Source organism: Hymenobacter sp. BT491, assembly GCF_014349165.1.
Classification (GTDB): domain Bacteria; phylum Bacteroidota; class Bacteroidia; order Cytophagales; family Hymenobacteraceae; genus Hymenobacter; species Hymenobacter jejuensis.
The window spans coordinates 1,116,566-1,139,016 of record NZ_JACSJJ010000002.1 but is presented as its reverse complement, the minus strand read 5'-3'; the positions used below and the strand labels follow the sequence as shown (position 1 = coordinate 1,139,016).

At 59.0% G+C, this 22,451-nt stretch carries 17 protein-coding genes; 4 read left to right on the top strand and 13 right to left on the bottom strand.

Going from position 1 to position 22,451, the window contains the following annotated elements:
* Nucleotides 1-100 precede the first annotated feature (100 nt).
* From H9I52_RS10580 to H9I52_RS10545, 8 genes are all read right to left on the bottom strand, one after another.
* A complete protein-coding gene (locus H9I52_RS10580) occupies nucleotides 101-1,702 on the bottom strand; it encodes an amidase family protein (protein WP_187453816.1) in 1,602 nt (533 codons plus the stop codon).
* A gap of 75 nt (nucleotides 1,703-1,777) precedes the next feature.
* A complete protein-coding gene (locus H9I52_RS10575) occupies nucleotides 1,778-2,599 on the bottom strand; it encodes an aldo/keto reductase (protein WP_187453815.1) in 822 nt (273 codons plus the stop codon).
* Nucleotides 2,600-2,630: 31 nt separating this feature from the next.
* Nucleotides 2,631-3,368, bottom strand: coding sequence for a 3-oxoacyl-ACP reductase family protein (locus H9I52_RS10570; RefSeq protein WP_139517382.1), 738 nt, complete (start codon nucleotides 3,366-3,368; stop codon nucleotides 2,631-2,633).
* Between the two features lie 8 nt (nucleotides 3,369-3,376).
* The gene (locus H9I52_RS10565) at nucleotides 3,377-4,885 is read right to left on the bottom strand and encodes a M28 family peptidase (RefSeq protein ID WP_187453814.1); all 1,509 of its coding nucleotides are present in this window, start codon (nucleotides 4,883-4,885) and stop codon (nucleotides 3,377-3,379) included.
* A gap of 125 nt (nucleotides 4,886-5,010) precedes the next feature.
* The gene (locus H9I52_RS10560; RefSeq protein ID WP_410403026.1) at nucleotides 5,011-6,687 is read right to left on the bottom strand and encodes an amidohydrolase; all 1,677 of its coding nucleotides are present in this window, start codon (nucleotides 6,685-6,687) and stop codon (nucleotides 5,011-5,013) included.
* Between the two features lie 163 nt (nucleotides 6,688-6,850).
* Nucleotides 6,851-9,310: a M1 family metallopeptidase gene (locus H9I52_RS10555; RefSeq protein ID WP_187453813.1), complete on the bottom strand. Its 2,460-nt coding sequence runs from the start codon at nucleotides 9,308-9,310 to the stop codon at nucleotides 6,851-6,853.
* A 164-nt stretch (nucleotides 9,311-9,474) separates the two neighbouring features.
* A complete protein-coding gene (locus tag H9I52_RS10550; protein ID WP_187453812.1) occupies nucleotides 9,475-10,521 on the bottom strand; it encodes an LLM class flavin-dependent oxidoreductase in 1,047 nt (348 codons plus the stop codon).
* Between the two features lie 188 nt (nucleotides 10,522-10,709).
* Nucleotides 10,710-11,918 carry a parallel beta-helix domain-containing protein gene (locus tag H9I52_RS10545; RefSeq protein ID WP_187453811.1) on the bottom strand — a complete coding sequence of 403 codons (1,209 nt, stop codon included), beginning with the start codon at nucleotides 11,916-11,918 and terminating at the stop codon, nucleotides 10,710-10,712.
* Between the two features lie 527 nt (nucleotides 11,919-12,445).
* Between H9I52_RS10545 and H9I52_RS10540 the strand changes: the two genes are divergently transcribed.
* A complete protein-coding gene (locus H9I52_RS10540) occupies nucleotides 12,446-14,650 on the top strand; it encodes an ATP-binding protein (protein ID WP_187453810.1) in 2,205 nt (734 codons plus the stop codon).
* Nucleotides 14,651-14,755: 105 nt separating this feature from the next.
* Here H9I52_RS10540 and H9I52_RS10535 read toward each other — a convergent pair whose 3' ends face one another.
* Nucleotides 14,756-15,637: an inositol oxygenase family protein gene (locus H9I52_RS10535; RefSeq protein ID WP_187453809.1), complete on the bottom strand. Its 882-nt coding sequence runs from the start codon at nucleotides 15,635-15,637 to the stop codon at nucleotides 14,756-14,758.
* Between the two features lie 296 nt (nucleotides 15,638-15,933).
* Here H9I52_RS10535 and H9I52_RS10530 point away from each other — a divergent pair, with 296 nt between their 5' ends.
* A complete protein-coding gene (locus H9I52_RS10530; RefSeq protein ID WP_187453808.1) occupies nucleotides 15,934-16,800 on the top strand; it encodes a universal stress protein in 867 nt (288 codons plus the stop codon).
* Between the two features lie 78 nt (nucleotides 16,801-16,878).
* Here the strand turns inward: H9I52_RS10530 and H9I52_RS10525 are convergent, their stop codons facing one another.
* Nucleotides 16,879-17,889, bottom strand: a complete 1,011-nt coding sequence (locus H9I52_RS10525) for a hypothetical protein (protein ID WP_187453807.1) — start codon at nucleotides 17,887-17,889, stop codon at nucleotides 16,879-16,881.
* A 124-nt stretch (nucleotides 17,890-18,013) separates the two neighbouring features.
* Nucleotides 18,014-18,607, bottom strand: a complete 594-nt coding sequence (locus H9I52_RS10520) for a helix-turn-helix domain-containing protein (RefSeq protein WP_187453806.1) — start codon at nucleotides 18,605-18,607, stop codon at nucleotides 18,014-18,016.
* Between the two features lie 193 nt (nucleotides 18,608-18,800).
* Between H9I52_RS10520 and H9I52_RS10515 the strand changes: the two genes are divergently transcribed.
* Nucleotides 18,801-19,154, top strand: a complete 354-nt coding sequence (locus tag H9I52_RS10515) for a hypothetical protein (RefSeq protein ID WP_187453805.1) — start codon at nucleotides 18,801-18,803, stop codon at nucleotides 19,152-19,154.
* 61 nt (nucleotides 19,155-19,215) lie between these two features.
* On the top strand, nucleotides 19,216-21,357 hold the full coding sequence (locus tag H9I52_RS10510; RefSeq protein ID WP_187453804.1) for a hypothetical protein: 2,142 nt from the start codon (nucleotides 19,216-19,218) through the stop codon (nucleotides 21,355-21,357).
* Nucleotides 21,358-21,444: 87 nt separating this feature from the next.
* Here H9I52_RS10510 and H9I52_RS10505 read toward each other — a convergent pair whose 3' ends face one another.
* Both H9I52_RS10505 and H9I52_RS10500 read right to left on the bottom strand, forming a co-directional pair.
* Nucleotides 21,445-21,855, bottom strand: a complete 411-nt coding sequence (locus tag H9I52_RS10505; protein ID WP_187453803.1) for a DUF6691 family protein — start codon at nucleotides 21,853-21,855, stop codon at nucleotides 21,445-21,447.
* A 13-nt stretch (nucleotides 21,856-21,868) separates the two neighbouring features.
* Nucleotides 21,869-22,429, bottom strand: a complete 561-nt coding sequence (locus tag H9I52_RS10500; protein WP_187453802.1) for a YeeE/YedE family protein — start codon at nucleotides 22,427-22,429, stop codon at nucleotides 21,869-21,871.
* Nucleotides 22,430-22,451: the final 22 nt, after the last annotated feature.

The following is a 22,451-nucleotide window of genomic DNA, read 5'->3' as shown; positions in this document are numbered from 1 at the left end:
TGCGCCGCAGTTACTTCGGCGTTCGGCGTTTGCACAGCACATTCGCGCTCTTCAGATAGCCCTTAGGCAAGTATTTGACAATCAAATACTTGCCTAAGGGCTATCTTTTTTGTTTATCCGGCGCCTCAGCAGGCAATGCGGGAAAGAGTTTGGGCGCTTGGCGGTGGTGGGTGGCTTGTTCGTAGGCGAAGGTGTACTTGATAAGCGTGGGCTCGTCGAACGGGCGCCCTAAAAATTGCAGCCCGGCCGGCAAATTATCGTAGGTAAATCCCATCGGCACGGTGAAAGCGGGCTGGCCGGTATGCGGCGCAATAAGCTGACTGTTATCGCCTTTGTAGCCTTTGAAATCGCCTACTTTGGCGGGCGGGTTGTTCCAGGTGGGGTAGATGAGCGCGTTCACTTTGTAGCGGTCCATCACGTCGGTAATGGCTTTGCGGAAGGCAATGCGCTTGGGATCGGTGTAGGCATCGGCGCAGGAAGTGCCCTGCTGCACCTCGGCGTGCTGCTGATGGTAGGTGAGGTTTTCGGCGATGTACGGCGCGAATTTGCCGGAAGCAATGATCTCGTTTAAGTTCTTAACCGGCACGTTTGGCCCCAAAGACGCGAGGTATTCGTTGATGTCGTGCTGAAAAACCGAGCACCACTGATCCTTGCTTACGCTGGCGAAGTCAGGAACCTCGATGGGGTCGATGATGTCGGCGCCGGCTTTCTTCAAATCGGCGATTGACTGCTCAAACAGCGCTTTTACCTGCGGATCGGGGTTGCGTTCGCTGAGCGTGCGCAACACCCCGATGCGAGCGCCTTTCAGGCCGTTTTTGTCGAGAAACTGCTGGTAGCTTTTCGGAATTTTGCCCTCGCTGTACTTGGTGAGCGGGTCGGCTGGGTCGAAGCCGGCCATCACTTCCAGCAGCCGCGTGGCGTCGGCGACGGTGCGGGTCATGGGGCCGCCGGTGTCGTTGCGCAAATAAAGCGGCGCGATGCCCGCCCGGCTAACCAGCCCCAGCGTCGGCCGAAACCCAACCAGCGCGTTGTGCGACGATGGCCCGCGGATGGAATTGCCGGTGTCGCTGCCCAGGCCTGCCGTACCGAAATTGGCTGCCACCGCCGCGGCCGTGCCGCCGCTGGAGCCCGCCGGTACGTGCAGCAGGTTGTATGGGTTGAGCGTTTCGCCCGCAATCGAACTGATCGAAACCATTGGGCTAAAGGCCCATTCGGCCATGTTGGATTTGGCCAGCACAATGGCTCCGGCCGCCTTCAACGACTTGACGACGGTAGCGTCTTCGGCGGGTTCAAAGCCCTTGAGAGCCAACGAGCCCGCCGTAGTTTGCAAACCCGCCGTGTTGTAGTTGTCTTTGACAATGAGCGGGATACAATGCAGCGGCCGCAGCTTTTTGGTTTTTTGATACTCCGCGTCCAGCTGCCTGGCCGTCGTGAGGGCCTGCGGGTTGGTCAGGATAATGGCGTTGAGCTTGGTCGGTTGGTCGTAGGCGGCGATGCGCCGGAGGTATTCCGTCACCAGCTGCTCGCAGTTGCAATCGCCTTTCCGAAACGCCTGATGGATGTCGGCGATGGTCGTTTCCAGAAGCGGAAATTTTTCTTTCAGGAGCGCCGGGGCGGAGTGTGGCCGACTGTAGCTGTTGGGCACCAAAGTGCTGAGTAACAGCAGAAAAAAGCAAACAGGAAACTGTAGAATTCTGCTCATGCCGAACGGGAAAGTAAACTTGAGGTTCTAAATTTGAGACCAGATTATCTTTATAATTGATTGATTATCAATTAATTATAAAGCCTGCACAAATGCCGCCATTCGCTCGCGCGTCTTTTCATCGGGCAGCTCGCCTTCGCCTGCTTTCAGGTTGTCGGCCAAATGCGCTGGGTCGCGGGTGCCGGGGATGACGCACGTAACGGCCGGGTGGGAGAGGATGAATTTCAGGAAAAACTGCGGCCAGCTGCTGATTCCCAGCTCATTGGCCCACGCGGGCAGCGCCTTGCCTTTCACGCGCGCCAGCAGGTTGCCTTCGGTAAAAGGCCGGTTGATGAGCGTGGCAACGCCACGATCTGCGGCGGCCGGCAACAGGCTTTTCTCGGCGTGGCGATCCAGGATGGAGTAGTTAAACTGCACAAAGTCAACGGGTTCTTTGCGTAGGATGCGCTCCAGTTCGGCGTGCATGGAATCGGTGTAGTGCGTCAGGCCGATGTACCGGATTTTGCCCGCCTCCTTCCAATCGCGCAGGGTGTCGAGGTGGGTTTTCCAGTCCGTGAGGTTGTGGATTTGCATCAGATCGAGGCGGGCGCGCCGCATTTTGCGCAGCGAGGCTTCCATTTGCTGAATACCTGCCTGCCGGCCCGTCGTCCAGACTTTGGTGGCGTAAAAAAACGAATCCCGCGCTGCCAACTCCGCCGTAAGATCACCAATAACTTCCTCCGACCGCCCGTACATCGGCGACGAGTCGATAACCGAGCCGCCAGCAACGTGCAGTGTGTCAAGCGTTTGGGAAAGCTGCGAATAAGCGGCTTTGCCGGAGGCATCGAACGTCTGCCAAGTGCCGAGGCCGATCACGGGAAGTGGCTCTTGGCTGGAAGGAATGAGGCGGGTAAGCATGACGCAGAAGTAGATGACGAGCGAATTGGAGCTAGCTCATGTACAAGCCGCCGTTCACGTTGAGGGTCTGGCCGTTGATGTAGCCGTTGGTAGCCAGCAAAAGCACCGCGTCGGCAACTTCCTGCGGCTGGCCGAAGCGCTTCATCGGAATCAGATCGGGCGTGATCTTGGGGTTGTCTTTGATCATGTCCGTCTCAATAAGGGCCGGTGCCACCGCGTTGGCCGTGATGCCGTGCTGCGCCAGCAAGGAAGCGTACGAGTGCACCAACCCAAGCAGGCCTGCTTTGGAAGCCGTGTAATGCGGCCCGATGACGCCACCCGTTTGGGCTGCCGTCGACGAGATCATGATGAGGCGCCCGAAACGTTTGGCCATCATGGCCGGAATTGCGGCCTGGCTAACCAGGAAAGCCGACGTCAGGTTGGTTTGCAGCACCTGCTGCCAATCGTCGAGCGTGACTTCCAGAAACGGCTTTGGCACGCCAATTCCTGCGTTGTTCACCAGAATATCCACGGCCCCAACCCGTTCCCGGATCTGACGAAAAAGCCTTTCTACGGCCGCGGTGTCGGCTACATCGGCCTGAATAGCAAAGGCTTGGCCCTTGTGGCGCGTAATGTCCTGCACTACGGCGTCGGCTGCTGCCGGGCTGCTGTGGTAATTGACGATGACGGTGGCGCCGGCCTGGGCCAGCGTGCGTGCGATACTGTGGCCCAGGCCGCGGCTGGCGCCCGTCACCAAGGCCACTTTCCCGCTGAGAGGTTGGGTTTCCATCCGACTGGCTAGCGTTCCAGCTTGAAATCTTTGTCCGGCGTGGGGCGCTGATCGCGGTTGGCTACGGCCCATCCCGTGAGGTAAATCCAGCGGGTGACGTTGGCCATTTTGGCGATGTTGATGCGGTCGGGCTCGTCTTTGGGCGTGTGGTAGTCCTTGTGCAACAGCGTGGTATAGCAAATGGCGGGGATGCCCAGGCGCGCATAAGGCAGGTGGTCGCTGCGGAAATACCAGCCTTCGGGGTGCGTGGCCTTGTCCCAGAGCGTGTCGAGCTTAAACTTCGGGCCGGTTTGGTTGGCGGTCATCGCCAGGTTTACCAAATCCTGGGAGTTGCGGTGGGGGCGTTGCGAGCCCAGCAGCGCGGCGCTGTCGGGTGCGTTGCGACCGATCATCTCGGCGTTCAGCACGGCCACAATGGATTCTTTGGGCACCGTCGGCGTGGCCGAATAGTAGCGCGAGCCCAGCAAACCCCGTTCTTCGGCGCCGTGAAACACAAACAGCGCCGTGCGGCGGCCGGGCTTTTTGACAAAAGCGCGCATCACGGCCAACGTGCCCGCGCAGCCGGTGGCGTTGTCGTCGGCGCCGTTCCAGATGGAGTCGCCGGCCACGGCGCGGCGCACGCCGTCGTGGTCTTGGTGGGTGCTGAAGAGCACGTTTTCGGCCTTCAACTTGGCGTCGGTGCCAGGCACTTTGGCCACGATGTTGACGGACGGATAGCTGAAGCTTTCCACGTTGATGCTGGCCACCAGTTGCTGGCCGGCCTGCTGCACCCAAGAAAGCGCGGATTCTGGCAACCAGATAGTTGGCGCCTGCTCCGCTACTTTGGTATTGGGGCCGCCGGGCAGGTCGTAGCGGCCGCGCTCGTAGATGGTGCCCCAGCGGTTAAAAATCTCCTGTGCCCGCGCATCCGATACATACACCACGGCCACCGCGCCAGCCTTCACCAGTTCGGCCGAGCGGGTGCGCATGGTCGTGTTCAGGAAGTAGCGAAAAATTGTGCTGGCCGGCGGCGTGCCCGAAAACACCAGCGCCACGGCTTTGCCTTTGATATCGACTTTGGCGACTTCCTCCGGTGTGCCGGTGCCCACAAACACCATGGGTGCATTCACCGAGGAAATGCCTGGTACCGTGATGATTGCATCTTCATTCACCTTGAGCTGGTGGTTGCCGATGCTCAGGCGGCTGCCCTTGGTGATGCGGGTGCGCTGGATGTGGAAAAACTGAAAATACGTGCCGTCGTCGCCGGCGGGTTGGGCCCCGATGGCGCGCATCTGCTCGGCAATCCAGGCGGAAGCGCGCAATTCGTCGAGCGTGCCGCCTTCGCGGCCGCGGTAGTGATCGCCGGCCAGCGCAAACAAATCGCGCTTCAGGTCGCTCTCGCGGATGGCGTCGCGCGCATCGGCGGAGGTTGTTTTTTTGGGTGCCGGCTTTTTCTGTTGGGCCGATCCGCTCAGCGGCATCGCGATTGTCAGGCCCGACACCAGCAGGCCAATTGTGGTTCTGTACACTTGGTTCATGCGGAAGAATACGTGACAAGTTGAGCGCTCGGCGTCGTGCGGACGCTTTTTAGATGTACTTGATAACCAGTTGATTTAAAATATTCTCATAACTATTTTACAATCAAATAGTTATGAGAAATAGGTTATTCGCCGCCGGCACCAGCGGCTGGCACATTATCCGTGCGGATGGTCGGGTACTTGATACCCAACTGCTCTAGGTAGGTTTTGTATTTACTGGGATTGTAGTAGTACTTCTTCATCTGCGGCCGGTATTCCGCCATGATGCTCTTGTTCAGGGTGATAGCGGGCTTATCGGTCTTGGAAACCAGCGGCGTGTACTTGACTTCCTTAGTCTGAACATCCTTGAAATACGTCCAAGCGTCCTTGATGATCTCCGGCTTCACCAGCATGTCCAAAAGCGTCAGGGCTTCGGCTTTGGCGCCCGCCGTGACCCCCTTGTGGGCGATGGGCGTGGCCATGGCAATTGCGTTGGCCCAGTGGTGGCCGGGCAAACCGGGAATGTTGGCCGGGTAGCTCAATACCACCGTAGGCACGTTCCAGGAGATGTCCGCGATGTCATCGGAGCCGCCGCCGATGGAGAACGTTTCGGGCTTTTTGAGCGAATCCAGCTGGGTAGCCAAGCCGTCGATGGGCTTGTTGCGGCGGTCGGTTTTGGGCGCTTTGGTTTCTTTCTGGGCAGCTCGGGCCAGAATCTGATCGGCCTCGCTCCAAGTGGGCAGCCCCACCGTTTGGATGTTTTTGTACATCGCCTCCGCGATCGGTTTGTTCATATGGCCCGGCCACGCGCTACCCAGTACTTCGTAAGTCATTGTGGTATTGGTCATTAGCGTAGCACCTTCGGCCATTTTGATGCCGTCTTGGTACATCTGCTGAATCTTGGGGTAGGTACGGTCGCGGAAATAATACCACACCGACGCCTTCGAGGGCACGACGTTGGGCTGGTCGCCGCCGTCGGTGATTACGTAGTGCGAGCGCTGCGTGACCTCCATGTGCTCGCGGTGGTAATTCCAGCCGATGTCCATCAATTCCACGGCGTCGAGGGCGCTGCGGCCCCGCCACGGCGCGCCGGCCGCGTGGGCAGCAGCCCCTTCAAAATTGAACTTGACCGAAACCAGCCCGTTGTTGCCCGCGTCGCCGTACGCCACGCTCAGGTTATCGCCGACGTGGGTGAAAATGCAGGCATCCACGTTTTTGAAGTAGCCATCGCGGACGAAGTAGGCTTTCGCGCCCACCAATTCTTCGGCCACGCCCGGCCAGAGCATCAGCGTGCCGGGAATTTTCTCGCGCTCCATGATTTTCTTGAGCGCCAGCACGGCCGTGATGTTGAGGGGCACGCCCGAGTTGTGGCCTTCGCCGTGGCCCGGCGCCCCCACGATAATGGGGTCGTGGTACGCGACGCCCGGCTTTTGCGAGGCTTTCGGAATGCAGTCGATGTCGCTGCCCACGGCGATCAGCGGCTTGCCCGAACCCCAGGTGGCCGTCCAGGCCGTGGGGATACCCGCAATGCCCTGTTCGATTTTGAAGCCGTTTTTCTTCAGAATATCGGTCAGGTAGCGCGAGGTTTCTACTTCCTGAAAGCCCAGCTCGCCAAAGCTGAAGACCATATCCACCATCTGCTGCGTCGACTTCTGCTGCTTGTCGATTTCGGCGGTCAGCTCTTTCTTGAGGGCTTCCAGCTTAGCGGGCGACATGCTGGTTTGAGCGGCTGCTGGGCTGGGTGCCACGGCGAGCAAGCCCAACATACAAGCCGCGGCACCAGACAACAGCGGACGGCGAAAGGAAGTAGAGGGTTTTGTCATGAGAAGCGGAGTTAGGCGAAACAGAATGCCGGAAGCAGCTTGTAATAATCCGGATAATATATTGGGTTTCACTGGGATTGGCATAGCCCGTTTGTGCATTGCCCAAATAATTCCGTTTCCTACTGCTCCTCAGAGCTTGCTATTAGCCGAAACCCAACCGCCGCTACTTGGCCGCCTGAATCTCTGCCACAGCCTGCTCGACTAGCGTAGTTGTTTCGGCCGCATTGGGGCGAGTAGCTTGGTGCTGTTGCAATTCGCGCAGCAACGCGATGAGGCGGGCATCCACACCGTAAGGCTTGTAGCGCACCGCCAAGTCTTTGATGCGCGTAATGCCTTGGCGTAAAGCCGTTGGGTCGTCGAGGCGTCCGAGCAGTGCAGCGAATCCCGACAGCATGTTGAAGCGCCCGTTTGCGTCGGCCGCGTCGAACTTGGCCAAGACCAGCGGCCACTTCGCCGGGCCGCCGGCCTGGCCGTACACTTCCACCAAAGCCACCGTCAAGGCGCCCTTGTTGTCAGCCTCGAAGGCCGTGGCGCGCGCTAGCGCTTGCTTCGGATCCAGAGGCAACATCGCCTGCAACGCCGCGCCCTGCACCCGGTACGATTTGCTTTCCAGCGCTTTACCAAACAGCTTGGCGTAGCGTTTCTCTTTCAGCGTACCCAACGCTAGCAGGGCCGCCGCTTGCACCTGCACCACTGAATCGTTGGTCGCCAGTTTCGCCAAAACGGGTGCCGCGGCTTTGCGCAGGGCTGGGTTCTGAAGGTCGAGCTGGTCGATGGCCAAGCTGCGCAGCGCGGGCGACTTGTCGAGCAGACCTGCTACTAAAATCTTCTGTGCCAATGGGTTGGCTATTTGGGCTTTGGCGGCTGCTAAGGCTTCGCGGCGGTCGAGGTAGCGGGGCGCGTGGCGAAATTGATAGGCAAATTCTGCCAGCGATTTATTGTCCTGCTTTTGCCAGAGCAGCACTTTTTCGGCGTCCACGTTCACCAGATCAGGCCTAGTGGCCGACGGGAAGTAAAGCGTATCCACGGCACGGCGCAGCGTGACGGGGTAGTGCTGCGTGCGCCCGCCGGCATAAACATCCACCGTAAGCGGAAGGATAAACGGCTCGCCGGCCTGCGTCTGATGCACGATCACGGCTTGCTGCTTTCGAGTCGCATCCCATTGGTAATCAAGGGTTACGGTAGGGTGGCCGGCGCGGTAATACCACTGATTGAAAAACCAGTTGAGATCCTGGCCCGAAACTTCTTCCAAGGCCAGCCGCAGTTGGTGGGGTTCGCCGGTGCCGAAAGCATTTTGCGTCAGGTAGCGCTGCAAGCCCTTGAAAAACACGTCCTCGCCCAAGTAGTGCCGCAGCATGTTCAGGATGGTGCCGCCCTTTTGGTAGGTCACGGCATCGAACATGTCCTCTTTGTCGTCGTAGTGAAAGCGGACTAGCGGCTTGGTGTAGTTGGCGGGGGTGCGCAGGTAAGTGCTTTGGCTGCGCTCGGCCTGGGCGGCGCCGGCGTCGGGACCGTATTCGTGCTCGGCCCACACCACTTCGCAAAAGTTGGCAAACGACTCGTTCATCGTCAGGTTGCTCCAGCTTTCGGCCGTTACGTAGTCGCCAAACCAGTGGTGAAACAGCTCGTGGGCAATTTCGCGCTCCACGCCGGCGTATTCCCAATCCAGCAGCTCGCGGGCCGTGCCCTGGGCCTGCTCGCCAAACAGAGAAGCCGTGGTGTTTTCCATGGCCCCACTCACGTAGTCGCGGGCGACTATTTGGGAATATTTATTCCACGGAAACGCTACGCCAAGGCGCTCGGAAAAGAACTCGAGCATGCGGGGCGTCTTGCCAAAAACCTGCCGGGCCTGGGCCGTATACCGGGGTTCGAGGTAATACGCCACTTCCTTGCCGCGCCACGTATCCTTGGTGATGCGGAAGTCGCCGATGGCCATCATGACCAGATACGGCGCATGGGGCTCGTCCATTTTCCAGGTATCGGTGCGCAGACCGGGGCCGGCTGCCGCTTGGCCCACTAACTTGCCGTTGGAGAGCGTGACGTACTTGCTCGGCACGGTTAGGCTGATTTCGGAGGTCGTTTTCTGGTTAGGCTTGTCGATGGTCGGAAACCAGGCCGAGTTGGCCTCCGATTCGCCCTGCGTCCAAATCTGGACCGGCTTGCCCGCCACCGCGCTGTCGGGGTTGATGAAATACAGGCCTTTTGCGCCCGTAATGGCCGCGCTGCCTTTGGCCTTGAGCTCGTCGGGCTTGGCGGTGTATTCAATATAGATGGTGTACGCCTCGCCGGCCGGTACTATCCGCCCCAAGTGCACCAGCAGTTGCTGCTGATTGTAGTCGTATTTCAGGGGCTGCGATGCATTGCCCTGCACCAACGCAATCGCCTTGATATCCATGCCCTTGGCATCCAGGCGCAGCGAATCGGTGGGGTAGCCGTGGGGCTTGAGCGTCACCCATTCCTTGCCGTAGAGGTAGCGCTTGGCGTAGTCGAAGCGCACATCCAACTTGGTATGCACCAAGTCGTTGACTTTGCGCTGGGTGGCGCGGTAAAGGGTGTTGGGTTGCTGGGCCAGCACCGGGGCAGCGGTAAGCAGGCCGAGGGTCAGCAGGAGAAGGGTTCGCATAGGAGCACAAGGTAGGGAGCCTTGGCGTTGCCGCAATTCATCCTGCACAGACTCGCCAAGCGGCAAGCTGAAATCGGTGGGGTTTGTATTTATATCAATGCATAAAAAACATAGCTATAAACACTTGATTATCAAGTATTTATAGCTATGTTTTTTATGTTATTCTAGTTCAGCTGAGACGCGGCAACGGGCATTGTGGCAGCTGTTTCGACTTTCGTAAGATCTTTGAGAATCTCGTAGGAACGGAGGCGCGCTGCGTGGTCGTAGATGTGCGAAACCACCACCAGTTCGTTTACTTGCGTACCCTTCACGAAGGCTTCGAGTTGCTTCTGTACCGTGGCCGGTCCGCCTACAAACGAGTAGGCCATCATCTGTTCGACGGCTTCTTTCTCCATCTCGCTCCAGAGGCCGCGCATGCTATCGACCGGGGCCTGCAAGGGTTTGGTCGAACCGCGGATAACGCCCAAGGCAAACTGATGAAAGGAAGTTGTGAGACGTTTGGCTTCGGCGTCCGTATCGGCGGCAATGACGTTCACGCACGCAGCCGCATACGGCTCGGACAGGTATTCAGAAGGCTGAAAATGAGCCCGGTAGAGGTGCAGCGCCGCCTGCAAATGCGTGGGTGCGAAATGGCTGGCGAAGGCAAAGCGCAAGCCCAGCATGCCGGCTAATTGCGCGCTGTACGTGCTGGAACCCAGCAGCCAGATCGGAATGTCCAGCCCCTCACCGGGAATGGCGCGTACTTTACTGCCACGGTTTTCGGCCGACAGATAAGCTTGCAGCTCCTGCACGTTCTGCGGGAAGTCGTTTACCGAACCCTGCAAATCGCGCCGTAGGGCCATGGCCGTGAGCTGGTCGGTTCCGGGCGCGCGGCCCAGGCCCAGGTCGATGCGGCCAGGATACAGCGTGGCTAGGGTGCCAAACTGCTCGGCCACCACCAGCGGCGCGTGGTTGGGCAGCATCACCCCGCCCGAGCCAACCCGAATGGTGGACGTGCCCCCGGCGATGTACCCGATCAGGACGGACGTGGCGGAGCTGGCAATGCTGGCCATATTGTGGTGCTCGGCCAGCCAAAAGCGTTTGTAGCCCCATTGCTCGGCGTGCTGTGCCAAATCGAGGCTGTTGCGAAATGTATCGGCAGGCGTTTTTCCTTCTAAAATGGCTGCCAGGTCGAGGACCGATAAGGGCAGCGCAGCAAGTGGTGTTGACATAGTATTGAGAGCTAGCCGGTAAAACAACCTGCTAAGGGCGGTTGTTCGCTTTGCTATCGAATACTGTCACAACTAATTGCGAGTGAGGTGTTTACCTGCAATGTTTCTGAAAAAGGGTGGTTTGAGCATACCAGTGGTAGCTCAAACCACCCTTTTTCGTTTTGCATCTGGTCGTGCGTCTTTTTGACTTACCGCCCTTGGGCGTAGGCGTTTCCGGCGCACGCCGGCAATGCTGCAGGGTAGCTGGTGGCGTAGGCATTGTCGCGCCAGCAGTTGTCGGCACCGGTACCGTCCCAGAGCAAGTCGACGCCGGGCAGCGGAATGCCGGCGGGCGGGGCCATGCCGTTGTGCACCAACCGGTTTCTGACAATCTGCGCGCCATCCGGGTCGGGGTTGATGAGCGCGAAAGCCTCATCCGGCAAGCCCGCCAAACCGCCCAGCAGCTTCGTGCTGACCACCGCAATGCCCAGGAAATTGTTGTCCTGCACCCAGTTTTGCGCCACGCGGGTGCCATCAGTACCCACGACCAAAATGCCGGAGCCACTAGGCACAAAGCTCTCAAACCCCGCGCCCGGCTCGGCAAAATTGATGTGGTTGTTTTTGTACACGCGGTTCTTTTCCACCACAATATCCGCGGAAGTTGTCACGCGTAGGCCCGGCAACAGCACCACCAATATGCCCGCTACGTTGTCGTAGCACTGGTTGTTGGTGGCCACCACATGCGAGCAGTTTTCGATTTCGAGGCCGTTGACGTTCGCAAAAGCCTTGTTGTTGCGCATTTTTATGTTCTCCGACTGGCCCACGTAAATGCCCGTATCGGTGTGGCCGCTGGCCGTGCAAAACTCAATCAGGCCGCCGTTGCTGAACAGCGGAAAAAGGCCGTATTCGCCACAGTTGATGGTAGTTACGTGGCTGAGCACAAAGTCATTCACCCGAATTAAGATCACGCCGTTTTCCTCAAACCCACGCAGCGTCACGTTGTACAGCTCGAAGCCATCAGCGTTGCTGGGTTCGGGGCTGCGGCCGCCCACGAAAATGCCATCCTCGGCCTCGCCGGGGTTTTCAATGACCACAAACGGGCTCCCGACGATCTTGATATGGGGCTTATTGACCTGAAAAGATTCGCGGTAGGTGCCGGGCAAAATCAGGATCAGATCGCCGGCTTCGGCCTTGTCGATGGCCGCCTGAATGGATTTGCCGGGCTTCACTATCAAGTCGGGCTTCTTCAGCTTCAGGTCGCTTTGCGCTTCCAGTTGGTACGTGTCGGGCGCTATCTCGTGCTGGGCGCCGTCTTTGCAACTTGCTAATAATAAAATGCTTAGCCAAAGTAGGATGCTGGCTGGCTGGTCGCAAAGAACGCTAAGGGCCGTGGGCAGATTGCCAATAAATTTTTTCATAAAAATTTATTCGAATGGGGTGAGCGGCATGGGTCGGATACATCTGGCGAATGAATTATTCGGACACGCTAGCTCGTTCCGGCGCTTGGCAACATAGTAGCCGCCCGGTCGGGTAAAGGACTGGTAGGCAAGTGCTTGTTGCAAGCAAGGCGGCCCGCCATCTTAGCTGCCAGATGGCCAAAGGGCCTGTCGGAAGAACAAAGGGTGCCAACCGAAGCATTTTCGGCACAACAGGGCAGTTTTCCGGCAGCACCAACTGTTGTGGGCCCATCGGCGCTGCCTTCTAGCGCCACAACCGGCTGCTCAGCAGCAGCGCGCACAGGAGGAGTTGGGCATAGGCAAAGTGCGTTAGGGAGATGAATATTAGAAAGTACGAATTTATGTGCAGACGGCCAAGAGCGCGGGTTTTGGCCCTGCATCCAAGTTCCGCAGTAGGCGCGCGGGCGGCAATCCGAGCTTTTTTTGTTTAGCAAATAATTTATAATCAATATCTTATTAGTGAGTTGCCTCCTAACGTGCTGCTCCCTATGAAAACCCTGTGGCTCTTTTGCTGGCTTAGCTTCCTGACTGTGCAGGCAGGTATGGGAGCGCAAGACCCGGCGGCCGAGCGGTTGCAAGCGGCTGTACAGGCCAATTCACAGCCCGATACGGCACGTGTAAACCTCCTCAACAAATTGGCTTTTGCGTTGCGGGCTAACGCTTCCAAGCGCAGTCTGGCGGCTTACCAACAGGCCCTGAGCCTGGCGCGCAAGCTGGGCTACATGGAGGGCGAGGCCACGGCGCTGCTGGGGCTGGGCTTTTACTATCGGTTTCGCAACGAGTACGGGCTGGGGCTGACGTACACCAAGCAGGCCCAAAAGCTGTTTCAGGAGCTCGGCGACGAGCTTAGCCAGATCGCGTGCCTGTATAATTTGTCGTATGCGGTGTCGGGGCAGGGGCAGTTTTCCCAAGCTATGGCCTACAGCCTCGAAGGCCTGCACATCGCGACGGCCCTGCACAGCCAGAAATGGATCACGTTGCTTAACAGCCAGTTAGGCAACACCTGCCTAACCGTAGGCGAATACGGCAAAGCCGAGCAATACCTGCTGCACGGCCTGCGCCTGGCCCAGCAAGCCGGCGACCAAGACGGTATCGTGCATTGCCTGTCGGGGCTGGGCGAGCTGTACGGCCGGCAGCGGAAATGGCCCGAAGCCCTGCGGTACCAAGAGCAACAACTAGCCCTTGCTGAGCAGGCTGGCAACCAAGGCTGGATCACCATTGCCCAGTTGGCCATTGCCGAAGTCAATGAGCGCATAGGCGACTACCCGAAGGCTTTCGCCGGGTTGTTTCAGTGTCTGAAGCGGTTGCGGAAGCTCGATGCGGTCGGGAGCCTGCCGCGGGCGCACCTCATCCTGGCGCGGGCCTATCTGCACACCGATCGCCCGGACAGCGCCCTGATTTACGGTCAGAAGAGTTTGCAAGCCAGCCAAAGCAACGGCACCAAGAGCGTAAGCCGCGATGCCAGCTCGGTGCTGGCCGAGGCAAACGCCCGGTTGGGCCGCTTCCCTGAGGCCTACCGCTATCATGTGCTGTTCATGTCTTACAAAGACAGCCTCAACAGCCAGGACTTGCTGCGCCGCACGGCCGCCTTGCAGTACACCTACGAGCTCGACAAGCAGCAGTCGCAGATTCGGCTGCTCACGCGCAACGAGCAGCTCAGCCGCCAACGCGCCAACCAGCAGCGGCTGCTGCTCTTCGGCTCGCTGGCTGCCCTCACGATTGTGGCCGGCTTGAGTGTGCTGCTGTGGCGCAACAACCAGCAAAAGCAGCGCGCCAACGCGTTGCTTAGCCAGCAGAAAGAGGAAATGCAGGCCCAGCGCGACCAGATTCACCAAGCCCTTACCGAGCTTCGAGCCACGCAGGCGCAGTTGGTGCAACAGGAAAAAATGGCGTCACTGGGCGAGCTGACGGCCGGTATTGCCCACGAAATGCAAAACCCGCTCAACTTCGTCACCAACTTCTCCGAAGTAAGCGCCGAGTTGGTAGCCGAGCTCCGAGCCGCCCACGCCAACGAGGCCGCGCCGGCGCAGGAAACGGACCTGTGGGCCTCCCTGACCCAAAATCTTTACAAGATCAAACAGCACGGGCAACAGGCGTCGCGCATTGTGCGGGGCATGCTCGAACACGCTCGTCGGCCAGGCGGCGTGCGTCAGCCGACCAACCTCAACACGGTCTGTATCGAGTATTTGCGCCTGGCCTATCACGGCTGGCGCGCCCACGGCCCGGCGTGTTCCGTGGAAGTCCGGACCGAGTGGGCACCGACCCTTCCGCCCGTGCCTATTGTCGTGGCCGAGCTAGGGCGGGTGTTGCTTAATATTTTGGCCAATGCGTTTTACGCCGTCGAGCAGCGCAAACTACAGGAGGGAGCCGGGTACGAACCGTGGGTGCGGATCAGCACGCACTGGGTTGGCGATCAGGTGCTTATTAAGGTGCGCGACAACGGCGTAGGCATCCCGGAGTCCATTCAGCGCAAGATCTTCCAACCCTTCTTCACGACCAAGCCGCCGGGCGAAGGCACGGGCCTGGGCCTGTCGCTCAGTTATGACATTGTTACTCAAGGCTATGGCGGCTCACTCACCGTTGAGAGCCAAGAAGGCGAGTACACCGAATTCACAATCGCCCTGCCTCTGACCGTATTGGATAACGCCCCGTTGCGCTACCAAGCCCAACCCGAAACGACCGAAGGAAACTGAGCAGTATACGCCGGTACACCCGCATTTATAAAAAAAAAGCCATATAAATAACTAATTGATTATCAATTAGTTATTTATATGGCTTTAAAGCTTTAATCTGCTCTTTTAGAACTTCAGCGTGGGCGGCAAATACTTGGCAACCAACTCCTCATAATACGGTCGAAGCTCAGACCAGTTGGGCGGTGTGGGGCTTTTCGAGTAGAGGTCGTAGGGGTTAAACAGATCGACCCACTTGAACATTGCGCGGTCGTGGGCGTCGAGTAGGTGCGCGTAGGCGTTTTCGCGGTGCTGCGGGTAAAAGGAGTGGTAGCGCAGCATGTACAGGGCCGGCTCGGGCAGGTAGTCCTTCACCATATGGTACACGTATTCGTCGTGGCCCCACGACATGTGCACGTTGCGCAGTCCGTAATGTCGCTCATACACACCAAGTTGCGTGTTGTAGCGCGGGTCGTGCGCGTCGGGGTTGTGTTGGAAGAATTCCGCATACACGATTTTATCGGAGAAAGCGCAGCCCACTGGAAACGTGTCGCCCACCACGGCCCACTGCGCTTCGCCAAACAGGCACAGCACCTTGCCCATATCGTGCAGCAGCCCCACCAGCACAAACCAGTCGGGATGCCCGTCCTGCCGAATCGCTTCCGCAGTTTGCAGCAAGTGCTGAAACTGGTCGAGGTCGGTGTCGGGGTCCGAGTCGTCCACGAGCTGGTTCAGGAACTGAAACGCATCCCACACCGGCATTTCGCGCTTGTCGAAGCCCAGAAACTCCTGGCGCTTGGCCTGCACAAAGTCGTAGGTCTGGTGCAGGTGGTTGAGGCGGTAAAACTCCCGTACCGAATCGCGGGCGGGCTCCGCGTAATTGCGGTACGCCTCCTTAGCGCGGCCTTGTGCAATCGCGTCCGGGTCGGGGTAGCGGTTCAGCAGGTCGTCTTCCCAAAGCTCGAGGCTTTCGAGTGGGGTTTTGTCGGGTGAGCTGGGGCTGTTTTTCATAGAGCGTCAACTACTTAGCACCGGTGCGGCGCCACTTAGTAAAAATGCTCATTCTCGGGCAGCTTTGCTTGGAAAGGGCTGACTTTCTTTACGCAAATGCTTTCGTAATCAGCGAGTTTGCTTTCAAATCCGAGGCCTTTGCACCCCAGCCGCTAGTAGCCGCGCATCTGTGAGAGAACGTCGCAGCAGTACAAGTAATATAAACACGGTTTTACAACAATATTTTCGTAAATTATCCTGCCGGCGTTACCGAGGCAGGCCGCCTGGGTACGGCTTACTTTACACCAGCCCCAGCCATGCAAAACATCCTTGTTCCTACCGATTTTTCGCCCGAAGCGCACAACGCGTTTGAAGTAGCTACGCAGTTGGCCCACCGCACCGGCGGCCACATCACCCTGCTCCACGTGGTGGATGCCCCCGCGGCTTCCGGCATGATCACGACCGGCGGGGTAGTGGGGGGCTCGTCGCGGCATGGTGTGTACATGGTGCAGCTGCTGCAACAAACCAAGCGGCGCATGCACGAGCTGATGTATGAAGTAGCCCGCAAGTTTCCGGAGGTGCAGGTGCAGGATCGCATTGCTACCGGTCACATCGACGACTCGATTCTGGAGGTGATTCAGGAGCACCAGATTGATTTGGTGGTGGTAGGGGCGCAGGAGCACCACGCCGTAACGCACTTATTCACGCCCGACTCGCACGCCGAGCGCCTAGTGCGGCTTTCGCCTTGCCCGGTGCTGACGGTGAAACACCCGGCGCCCAATTTCGACGTGCACTCGATTGTTTTCGCTTCCGATTTCGCCGCCGAAGCCGATTTGGCTGTGCCCAGCCTGCGGCAAGTGTGCACGGCGTTTCCCGAAGCCGAGCTGCATCTGCTCGACGTGGTGACGAGCGCCGAACAGGCCGATGCCGCCCTCGAGCGCATCAAAGCCTTTGCCCAGCGCCACCAACTAGCTGCATATCAACCCGATGTGTACAATGCTCCAAAAGTGCGCGCCGGCATTCCGCGCTACGTCGAGCAAGCCCATCCCGACCTGGTTGTGATGCTGAGCCACGGCCACACGGGCCTGCGGCATTTTCTGCAAGGCAGCGTGGCCGAAGCCGTAGCGGTAGAAACCGCAGCGCCGGTTCTGACCTTTCACCCTCCGGTTGAGGTAACTCGTTAATTGTCAAATGATTAACAAGGACCGGAAAGGTGTAGATTAGCGCACCTTTCCGGTCCTTGTTCTATCTATATTATAACATTATAACCCGCCGGAGATTGGCGTTGCGGTATCGGGCTGCGGGATAATGCCAAATCGAGCGCCCCGGACATCCACAATAACGGTGTGGTCGCGGAAGACCTCATTGCCGAGCATGCCGCCCATGCCCGAGAAGCGCATTAAGGTGCTCTGCCACAGGCTCATGCCTTCAACATAGGTGACGGTGCGCAACGGTACGGCCGTATTGCCCAGCTGCAAAGCCGCCGCCGTTGAGATGGTGTGGTTCGTCAGGGTTTTGCCCCACGAATTGACGGCATCGGTGCGTTCGGTGGCGGCGGGTTTCGCCAGCGCCTGCCAGATCGTTTTGCTGGTCAGGAGGGCAAAAGCACTGCTGCCGGAGTCGAAGAGCAACTGCTCCGTTTTGCCTTGCAACCCGGCTTCCAGCAGGAGCCGACGACTCTTGTACGCAAGGGGCACAAACGCGGCGCGGCGCACCAGGCTATCGGGCACTTGCGGAAGGAGGCGGAATTGTTGGCGGCCGTAATCGAGCACCAGCGCCCGGCCGTCCAGCACGTCGGCTCCCAGCGTACCAATGATTATGGGGGCGGTACTATCGGCTGGTAATTCCTGAGCGCCGTAGCGCAGCACGCGCAGCCGGCGGGCCTGCACTTGGGCCTCGCCCAATGCAAAGCCGAAGTTGTGCAGCGTGTCGGCCTGGGGCAGCAGGGCTTGCTGCGTAGCTGGGTAGCGGGCCCGCAGCGCCGCCAGCGGATTAGCGTAAAGCACCGACGAAGGCGCCCCGGTATCGAACTGAAAGTAGCAGGTGCGCGGGCACCCGGTGATGCGTACAGGCACGAGCAACGCGGCGTGGGGCAGGGCAGGTTGGGCTTTCGTATCGGCCAGCCAGACGAAGTCACACGTGGCGGGGAGCCCCGTTACTACGAGCTGGTTGGGGGCCGGCTCAAACTGGTTGCGGAAGTAAAAATAGCCACCAATGCCACCCGCAACGAGCAGCAGCAACAGGGAAATCAGGACTTTGAAAAGGAGTTTCATAGGGCGCTAGCCGGGGGGGTGAAGGATTGCGTCAAAAGTAGGAGCCCCAACTGCCTCGCCCGTGCGCCATATTACCGACATTTTGCCGCCATTATGGATAAGTATTTGTGTGTCAATGAATTATCTATAGTCGGATGCGATATACGTCGATGCGGCCCCGGCGCAATTGCAGGGCGTAGTACCCAATGGTAAGCGCGTTAAGCGCATACGTGACCACCATCACGCCCACAAAAAGCCCCGGCACAACTACCTTAAAATACCGGGCTGCCACCAGCTGCCCTACCACTGCCAGCAGGAAGGCAAAGAAGCTCCCGGCTTGCCACAAAATCTGGAAGCCGAGCACGCGCCGGCCCAGGTCGGCGACGTGCGCTGTGTCGTGGCGACGGGCCCGCCACAGCAGCAGCGGCACCACCAAGTTGAGCAGCGGCACGACCAGAAAGCTCAGGGCGCTCAGGTTAAGCAATTGCAAAAATTCAGGGTCGGAGCGCAGGGCCGGCGCCGGCACGGCCGCGGGTTCGGGCGCGGCCTGCAACGCTTCGAGCGGCACGTCGAGGGCGGCGGCCAGCGCCTGTACCGTGTGGCCGCGCGGAATGGTGTGGCCCTGCTCCACGCGCTGGATGGTGCGCAGGCTCACGCCCGATTCTTCGGCCAACAGTTCCTGCGATAAGCCTTTGCTTTTGCGAAGGTCGGAGATGCGGGCGGCGGAAAACGTAGACATGAAGTAGAATTTCTATCAAAAGGAACGAGGAAAGATTACGCCGCCTGCCTGTGCCGGCTGTGCGATTTCTGCTTCTAAAGCTATCGTTTTTCGTTGCGACGGTTAGAAAAAATTACGGGCACTACTAAGCATTGGGCACGAATGTTAGAGCTGGTCGCTGTTCCGCTTGGCTGGCCTTTCGTACTTTGCCCGCATGATGAAATCTTTCGCCTTGCTGTTGGCACTCGGGACCATTTTCGGATTGGGGAACTGCCAGCAAACGCCCTCCGCGGCCGACCAGTCTGCTCAATCCACTCCGCCTTCTGCGCCTGCAGCCGTTTCGGCTGGTGCTCCTACCGAAGCCGAAGCCCGCGCCGCCGTTGCGCGCTACCTGCAAAAGGAGCCCAACGTCGCCCTTTTTCAGCTCGATTCAGCGCGGGTCGTGGACGTAGACACGCATTGGCAGGTACTCGTGCCCCGCACCGATTGGGCGAAGCGCATGCCCAATGCCGCCGCCTTCGACGTCGATAAACAAACCGGCAACGTCACGACCCTTCGCGTGAAGTAGGGAATACCCTTGCCAGCCAGTCGTTCTGCTACAGGAATAGATGTAACGATAAGTTATTGTAATGCAATACTTTACGAAAGTGCTTTCGCCGCTACTGCTCACCTTCGGTAGCTTTTCGCTGGCTGCTCAATCCACGCCCATCGACCGCAAAGCGCTGGTGGAGCGGCATAAAGTCGTGCTGACCTCCACGGATACGCTGTCTTCGCTGTCGGTGGGCAATGGGGCGTTCGCTTTTACTGTGGATGTAACTGGTTTGCAGACCTTTCCGGCATATTATGAGAAGGGCGTGCCGCTGGGTACGGAGTCGGAGTGGGGCTGGCATTCGTTTCCGAACACGAAGGGCTACAAGTTTGACCAAAGCTTGCGCGACTACCCCCTGAACGGCCGCAAAGTCAGCTATTCGGTGCAGGTGAAAACGCCGGGTGACCAAGAAGCGGTGGAGTATTTTCGGGCCAATCCGCACCGGTTGCAACTGGGCAACCTGGGGTTCGTTATTCTGAAAAAGAACGGGCAGGCGGCCGGGATCAAGGATATTCGCAATATCCAGCAGGAACTCAACCCGTGGACCGGCGAAATCAAAAGTCACTTCACGGTGGAAAATGTGCCTGTCGAGGTCGTGACCGTGGGGCATCAGCAGCAGGACGCGGTGGCCGTGCGCATCGAATCGGCGCTGCTGAAAACCGGGCGGCTGAAAGTGGCACTGCGTTTCCCGTTTCCGACCGCCGCCTGGGCCGATATGGGCACCAACTACGCCCACAGCGACCAGCACAAATCGGCCATTGCGGCGCAGCAGAAAGGCACTGCCTTGGTGTTGCACCAACTCGACACCACCAAATATTACGCCGCCCTGAACTGGCAACAGACCGCCACGCTGGCGGCAGGCCGGGCCCACGAGTTCGTCCTGACGCCAGGCAAAACCGAGCAGGTGCTGGAGGTCAGCTGCCGTTTTTCGCCCCGCCCGCGCTCTGCGGCGGCTCCGGCATTTGCGGCCACCCGCCAAAACAGCCAGCAGCAGTGGCAGGCCTTCTGGAAAAGCGGCGGGGCCGTGGATTTTGGCGGTACCACCGACCCGCGTGCCACGGAGTTGGAGCGCCGCATCGTGCTGTCGCAGTACCTGACCAAGCTTCAGGGGGCTGGCTCCGTACCGCCGCAGGAAACCGGGCTAGTGTTCAACAGCTGGTATGGGCGGCCGCACATGGAGATGATTTGGTGGCATTCGGCGCATTTTGCGCTGTGGGGCCGCTCCGCGCTGCTCGAAAAAACCCTGACGTGGTACGCCCGCCCCGACGTGCAGGCTGTGGCGCGCGGCATTGCGCAGCGCCAGGGCTACGAGGGCCTGCGGTGGCAGAAAATGACCGATCCGTGGGGGCAGGAGGGGCCGTCGTCGGTGGGGGCATTTCTGATCTGGCAGGAGCCGCACTTTATTTATATGGCCGAAGAATGCTACCGTGCGCACCCCGACGCGGCCACGCTGAAGCTGTACCAAGACCGCGTGTCAGCTACGGCCGACTTTATGGCGTCGTTCCCGTTTTTCGAGCAAGGCAAAGACCGCTACATACTTGGCAAAGGCGTAATTCCGGCCCAGGAACGCTTCAAGCCCGAAGAAACCTTCAACCCGACGTTTGAGCTGGTATATTGGAATTGGGCCCTGAATACGGCTCAGCAATGGCGTGTGCGCCAAGGACTTGCGCGCAATGCCAAGTGGGAGGCCGTGCTGCAAAAGCTCGCCAAGCTGCCCCAAGCCGACGGCGTGTACCTGGCCGCCGAGAGCGCTCCGGATTCGTACACCAACCCCGAGTTCAAAACCGATCATCCGTCGGTGCTGGCGGCGCTGGGCATGATGCCCGCCACCGGCCAGCAGGACGCCGCCACCATGCGCCGCACCTTCGACCTGATCTGGAAAGATTGGAGCTGGGACAAAACCTGGGGCTGGGACTTCCCCATGACCGCCATGACCGCCACCCGCCTCGGCCTGCCCGACAAAGCCGTTGATGCCCTGCTAATGAAAGTGCGCACCAACACTTATCTGCCCAGCGGCCACAACTACCAAGAAGGCCGGCTGCCCATCTACCTGCCCGGCAACGGCGGATTGCTGACCGCCGTTGCGCTCATGTGCGCCGGCTACGACGGCTGCAAAGAAGCTAACCCCGGCATCCCGAAAAGCTGGAAAGTAAAGTGGGAGGGCTTAAACAAAATGCCCTAGCATTACATAAGCGATTGACTATAAAGTATTTATAGGTGGGTCGCTAATTCCCGGATTGCTGCATGATGTGTTCTCTGTCGTCGGGCGCTACAGGGGCAGTTTGTCGCGCAGGGCGCTGTAGGTCCAGGTGCCGGCCAAGGCAGCTACAATTAGCACGGCGGCCGAGGTCACACCGCTGCCGAGTTGGGCAAACAGCGGGCCGGGGCAGGCGCCCGTCAGGGCCCAGCCTAGCCCGAAGATAAGGCCCCCGATCCAGGTGCCGTGGGTGAATTTTTTATCGGTGAGGGTGATGGGCTCGCCGTGGATGGTTTTGAGCCGGTTGCGTTTGATGAGCTGAATGGAGAGCAGCCCTACCACGATGGCCGAGCCGATTATGCCATACATGTGGAAGCTCTGAAATCGAAACATCTCCTGAATCCGGAACCAGCTGATCACTTCGCTCTTGGTCAGGATGATGCCGAATAACGTACCCAGTATCAAGTACTTGCTGTTTTTCATGGCGCTGCCCGAATTAAAATAACAGCGGATAAATGACCCACGTCATCAGCAGACCACCCGCGAAGAAACCAACTACAGCCACCAGCGATACCCACTGCAAATTTGATAGGCCCGAAATGGCGTGGCCCGAGGTGCAGCCCCCGGCGTAGCGCGTGCCAAAACCAACCAAAAAGCCGCCTAGCACCAGAAATACCCAACCTTTCCAGTTGGCAAGGTTCTCAATCGCAAACAGCTCCTTGGGCAGCAGGCCCGAAAAATCGGTCAGGTGCATTTGCGCTTGCAGGTCGCGGACGGTGTCGGGCGAAATGGCCACTACGTTGGGGTGCCCCAGCACGCGGTAGCCCACAAAGCCGCCAAGGGCAATGCCGAGCACAAACCACAGGTTCCAGCTTTCGGCGCGCCAGTTGTAAGTCAGAAAAGGAATGTTGGCCGGTACGCAGGCCGCGCACATGTGGCGCAGTGAGCTGCTGATACCCAACGCTTTGTTGCCAACGAGTAGCAGCGCGGGCACAGTCAGCCCGATCAGGGGGCCAGCCACGTACCAAGGCCACGGCTGGCGAAGTAAGTCAAGCATGCAATAGAAATTCGGGCAGGAA

What these genes read in the sequence shown, in the direction of transcription:
- H9I52_RS10580 (WP_187453816.1), bottom strand. Translation starts at nt 1,702, where the DNA reads ATGAGCAGAATTCTACAGTTTCCTGTTTGCTTTTTTCTGCTGTTACTC.
- H9I52_RS10575 (WP_187453815.1), bottom strand. Translation starts at nt 2,599, where the DNA reads ATGCTTACCCGCCTCATTCCTTCCAGCCAAGAGCCACTTCCCGTGATC.
- H9I52_RS10570 (WP_139517382.1), bottom strand. Translation starts at nt 3,368, where the DNA reads ATGGAAACCCAACCTCTCAGCGGGAAAGTGGCCTTGGTGACGGGCGCC.
- H9I52_RS10565 (WP_187453814.1), bottom strand. Translation starts at nt 4,885, where the DNA reads ATGAACCAAGTGTACAGAACCACAATTGGCCTGCTGGTGTCGGGCCTG.
- H9I52_RS10560 (WP_410403026.1), bottom strand. Translation starts at nt 6,687, where the DNA reads ATGACAAAACCCTCTACTTCCTTTCGCCGTCCGCTGTTGTCTGGTGCC.
- H9I52_RS10555 (WP_187453813.1), bottom strand. Translation starts at nt 9,310, where the DNA reads ATGCGAACCCTTCTCCTGCTGACCCTCGGCCTGCTTACCGCTGCCCCG.
- H9I52_RS10550 (WP_187453812.1), bottom strand. Translation starts at nt 10,521, where the DNA reads ATGTCAACACCACTTGCTGCGCTGCCCTTATCGGTCCTCGACCTGGCA.
- H9I52_RS10545 (WP_187453811.1), bottom strand. Translation starts at nt 11,918, where the DNA reads ATGAAAAAATTTATTGGCAATCTGCCCACGGCCCTTAGCGTTCTTTGC.
- H9I52_RS10540 (WP_187453810.1), top strand. Translation starts at nt 12,446, where the DNA reads ATGAAAACCCTGTGGCTCTTTTGCTGGCTTAGCTTCCTGACTGTGCAG.
- H9I52_RS10535 (WP_187453809.1), bottom strand. Translation starts at nt 15,637, where the DNA reads ATGAAAAACAGCCCCAGCTCACCCGACAAAACCCCACTCGAAAGCCTC.
- H9I52_RS10530 (WP_187453808.1), top strand. Translation starts at nt 15,934, where the DNA reads ATGCAAAACATCCTTGTTCCTACCGATTTTTCGCCCGAAGCGCACAAC.
- H9I52_RS10525 (WP_187453807.1), bottom strand. Translation starts at nt 17,889, where the DNA reads ATGAAACTCCTTTTCAAAGTCCTGATTTCCCTGTTGCTGCTGCTCGTT.
- H9I52_RS10520 (WP_187453806.1), bottom strand. Translation starts at nt 18,607, where the DNA reads ATGTCTACGTTTTCCGCCGCCCGCATCTCCGACCTTCGCAAAAGCAAA.
- H9I52_RS10515 (WP_187453805.1), top strand. Translation starts at nt 18,801, where the DNA reads ATGATGAAATCTTTCGCCTTGCTGTTGGCACTCGGGACCATTTTCGGA.
- H9I52_RS10510 (WP_187453804.1), top strand. Translation starts at nt 19,216, where the DNA reads ATGCAATACTTTACGAAAGTGCTTTCGCCGCTACTGCTCACCTTCGGT.
- H9I52_RS10505 (WP_187453803.1), bottom strand. Translation starts at nt 21,855, where the DNA reads ATGAAAAACAGCAAGTACTTGATACTGGGTACGTTATTCGGCATCATC.
- H9I52_RS10500 (WP_187453802.1), bottom strand. Translation starts at nt 22,429, where the DNA reads ATGCTTGACTTACTTCGCCAGCCGTGGCCTTGGTACGTGGCTGGCCCC.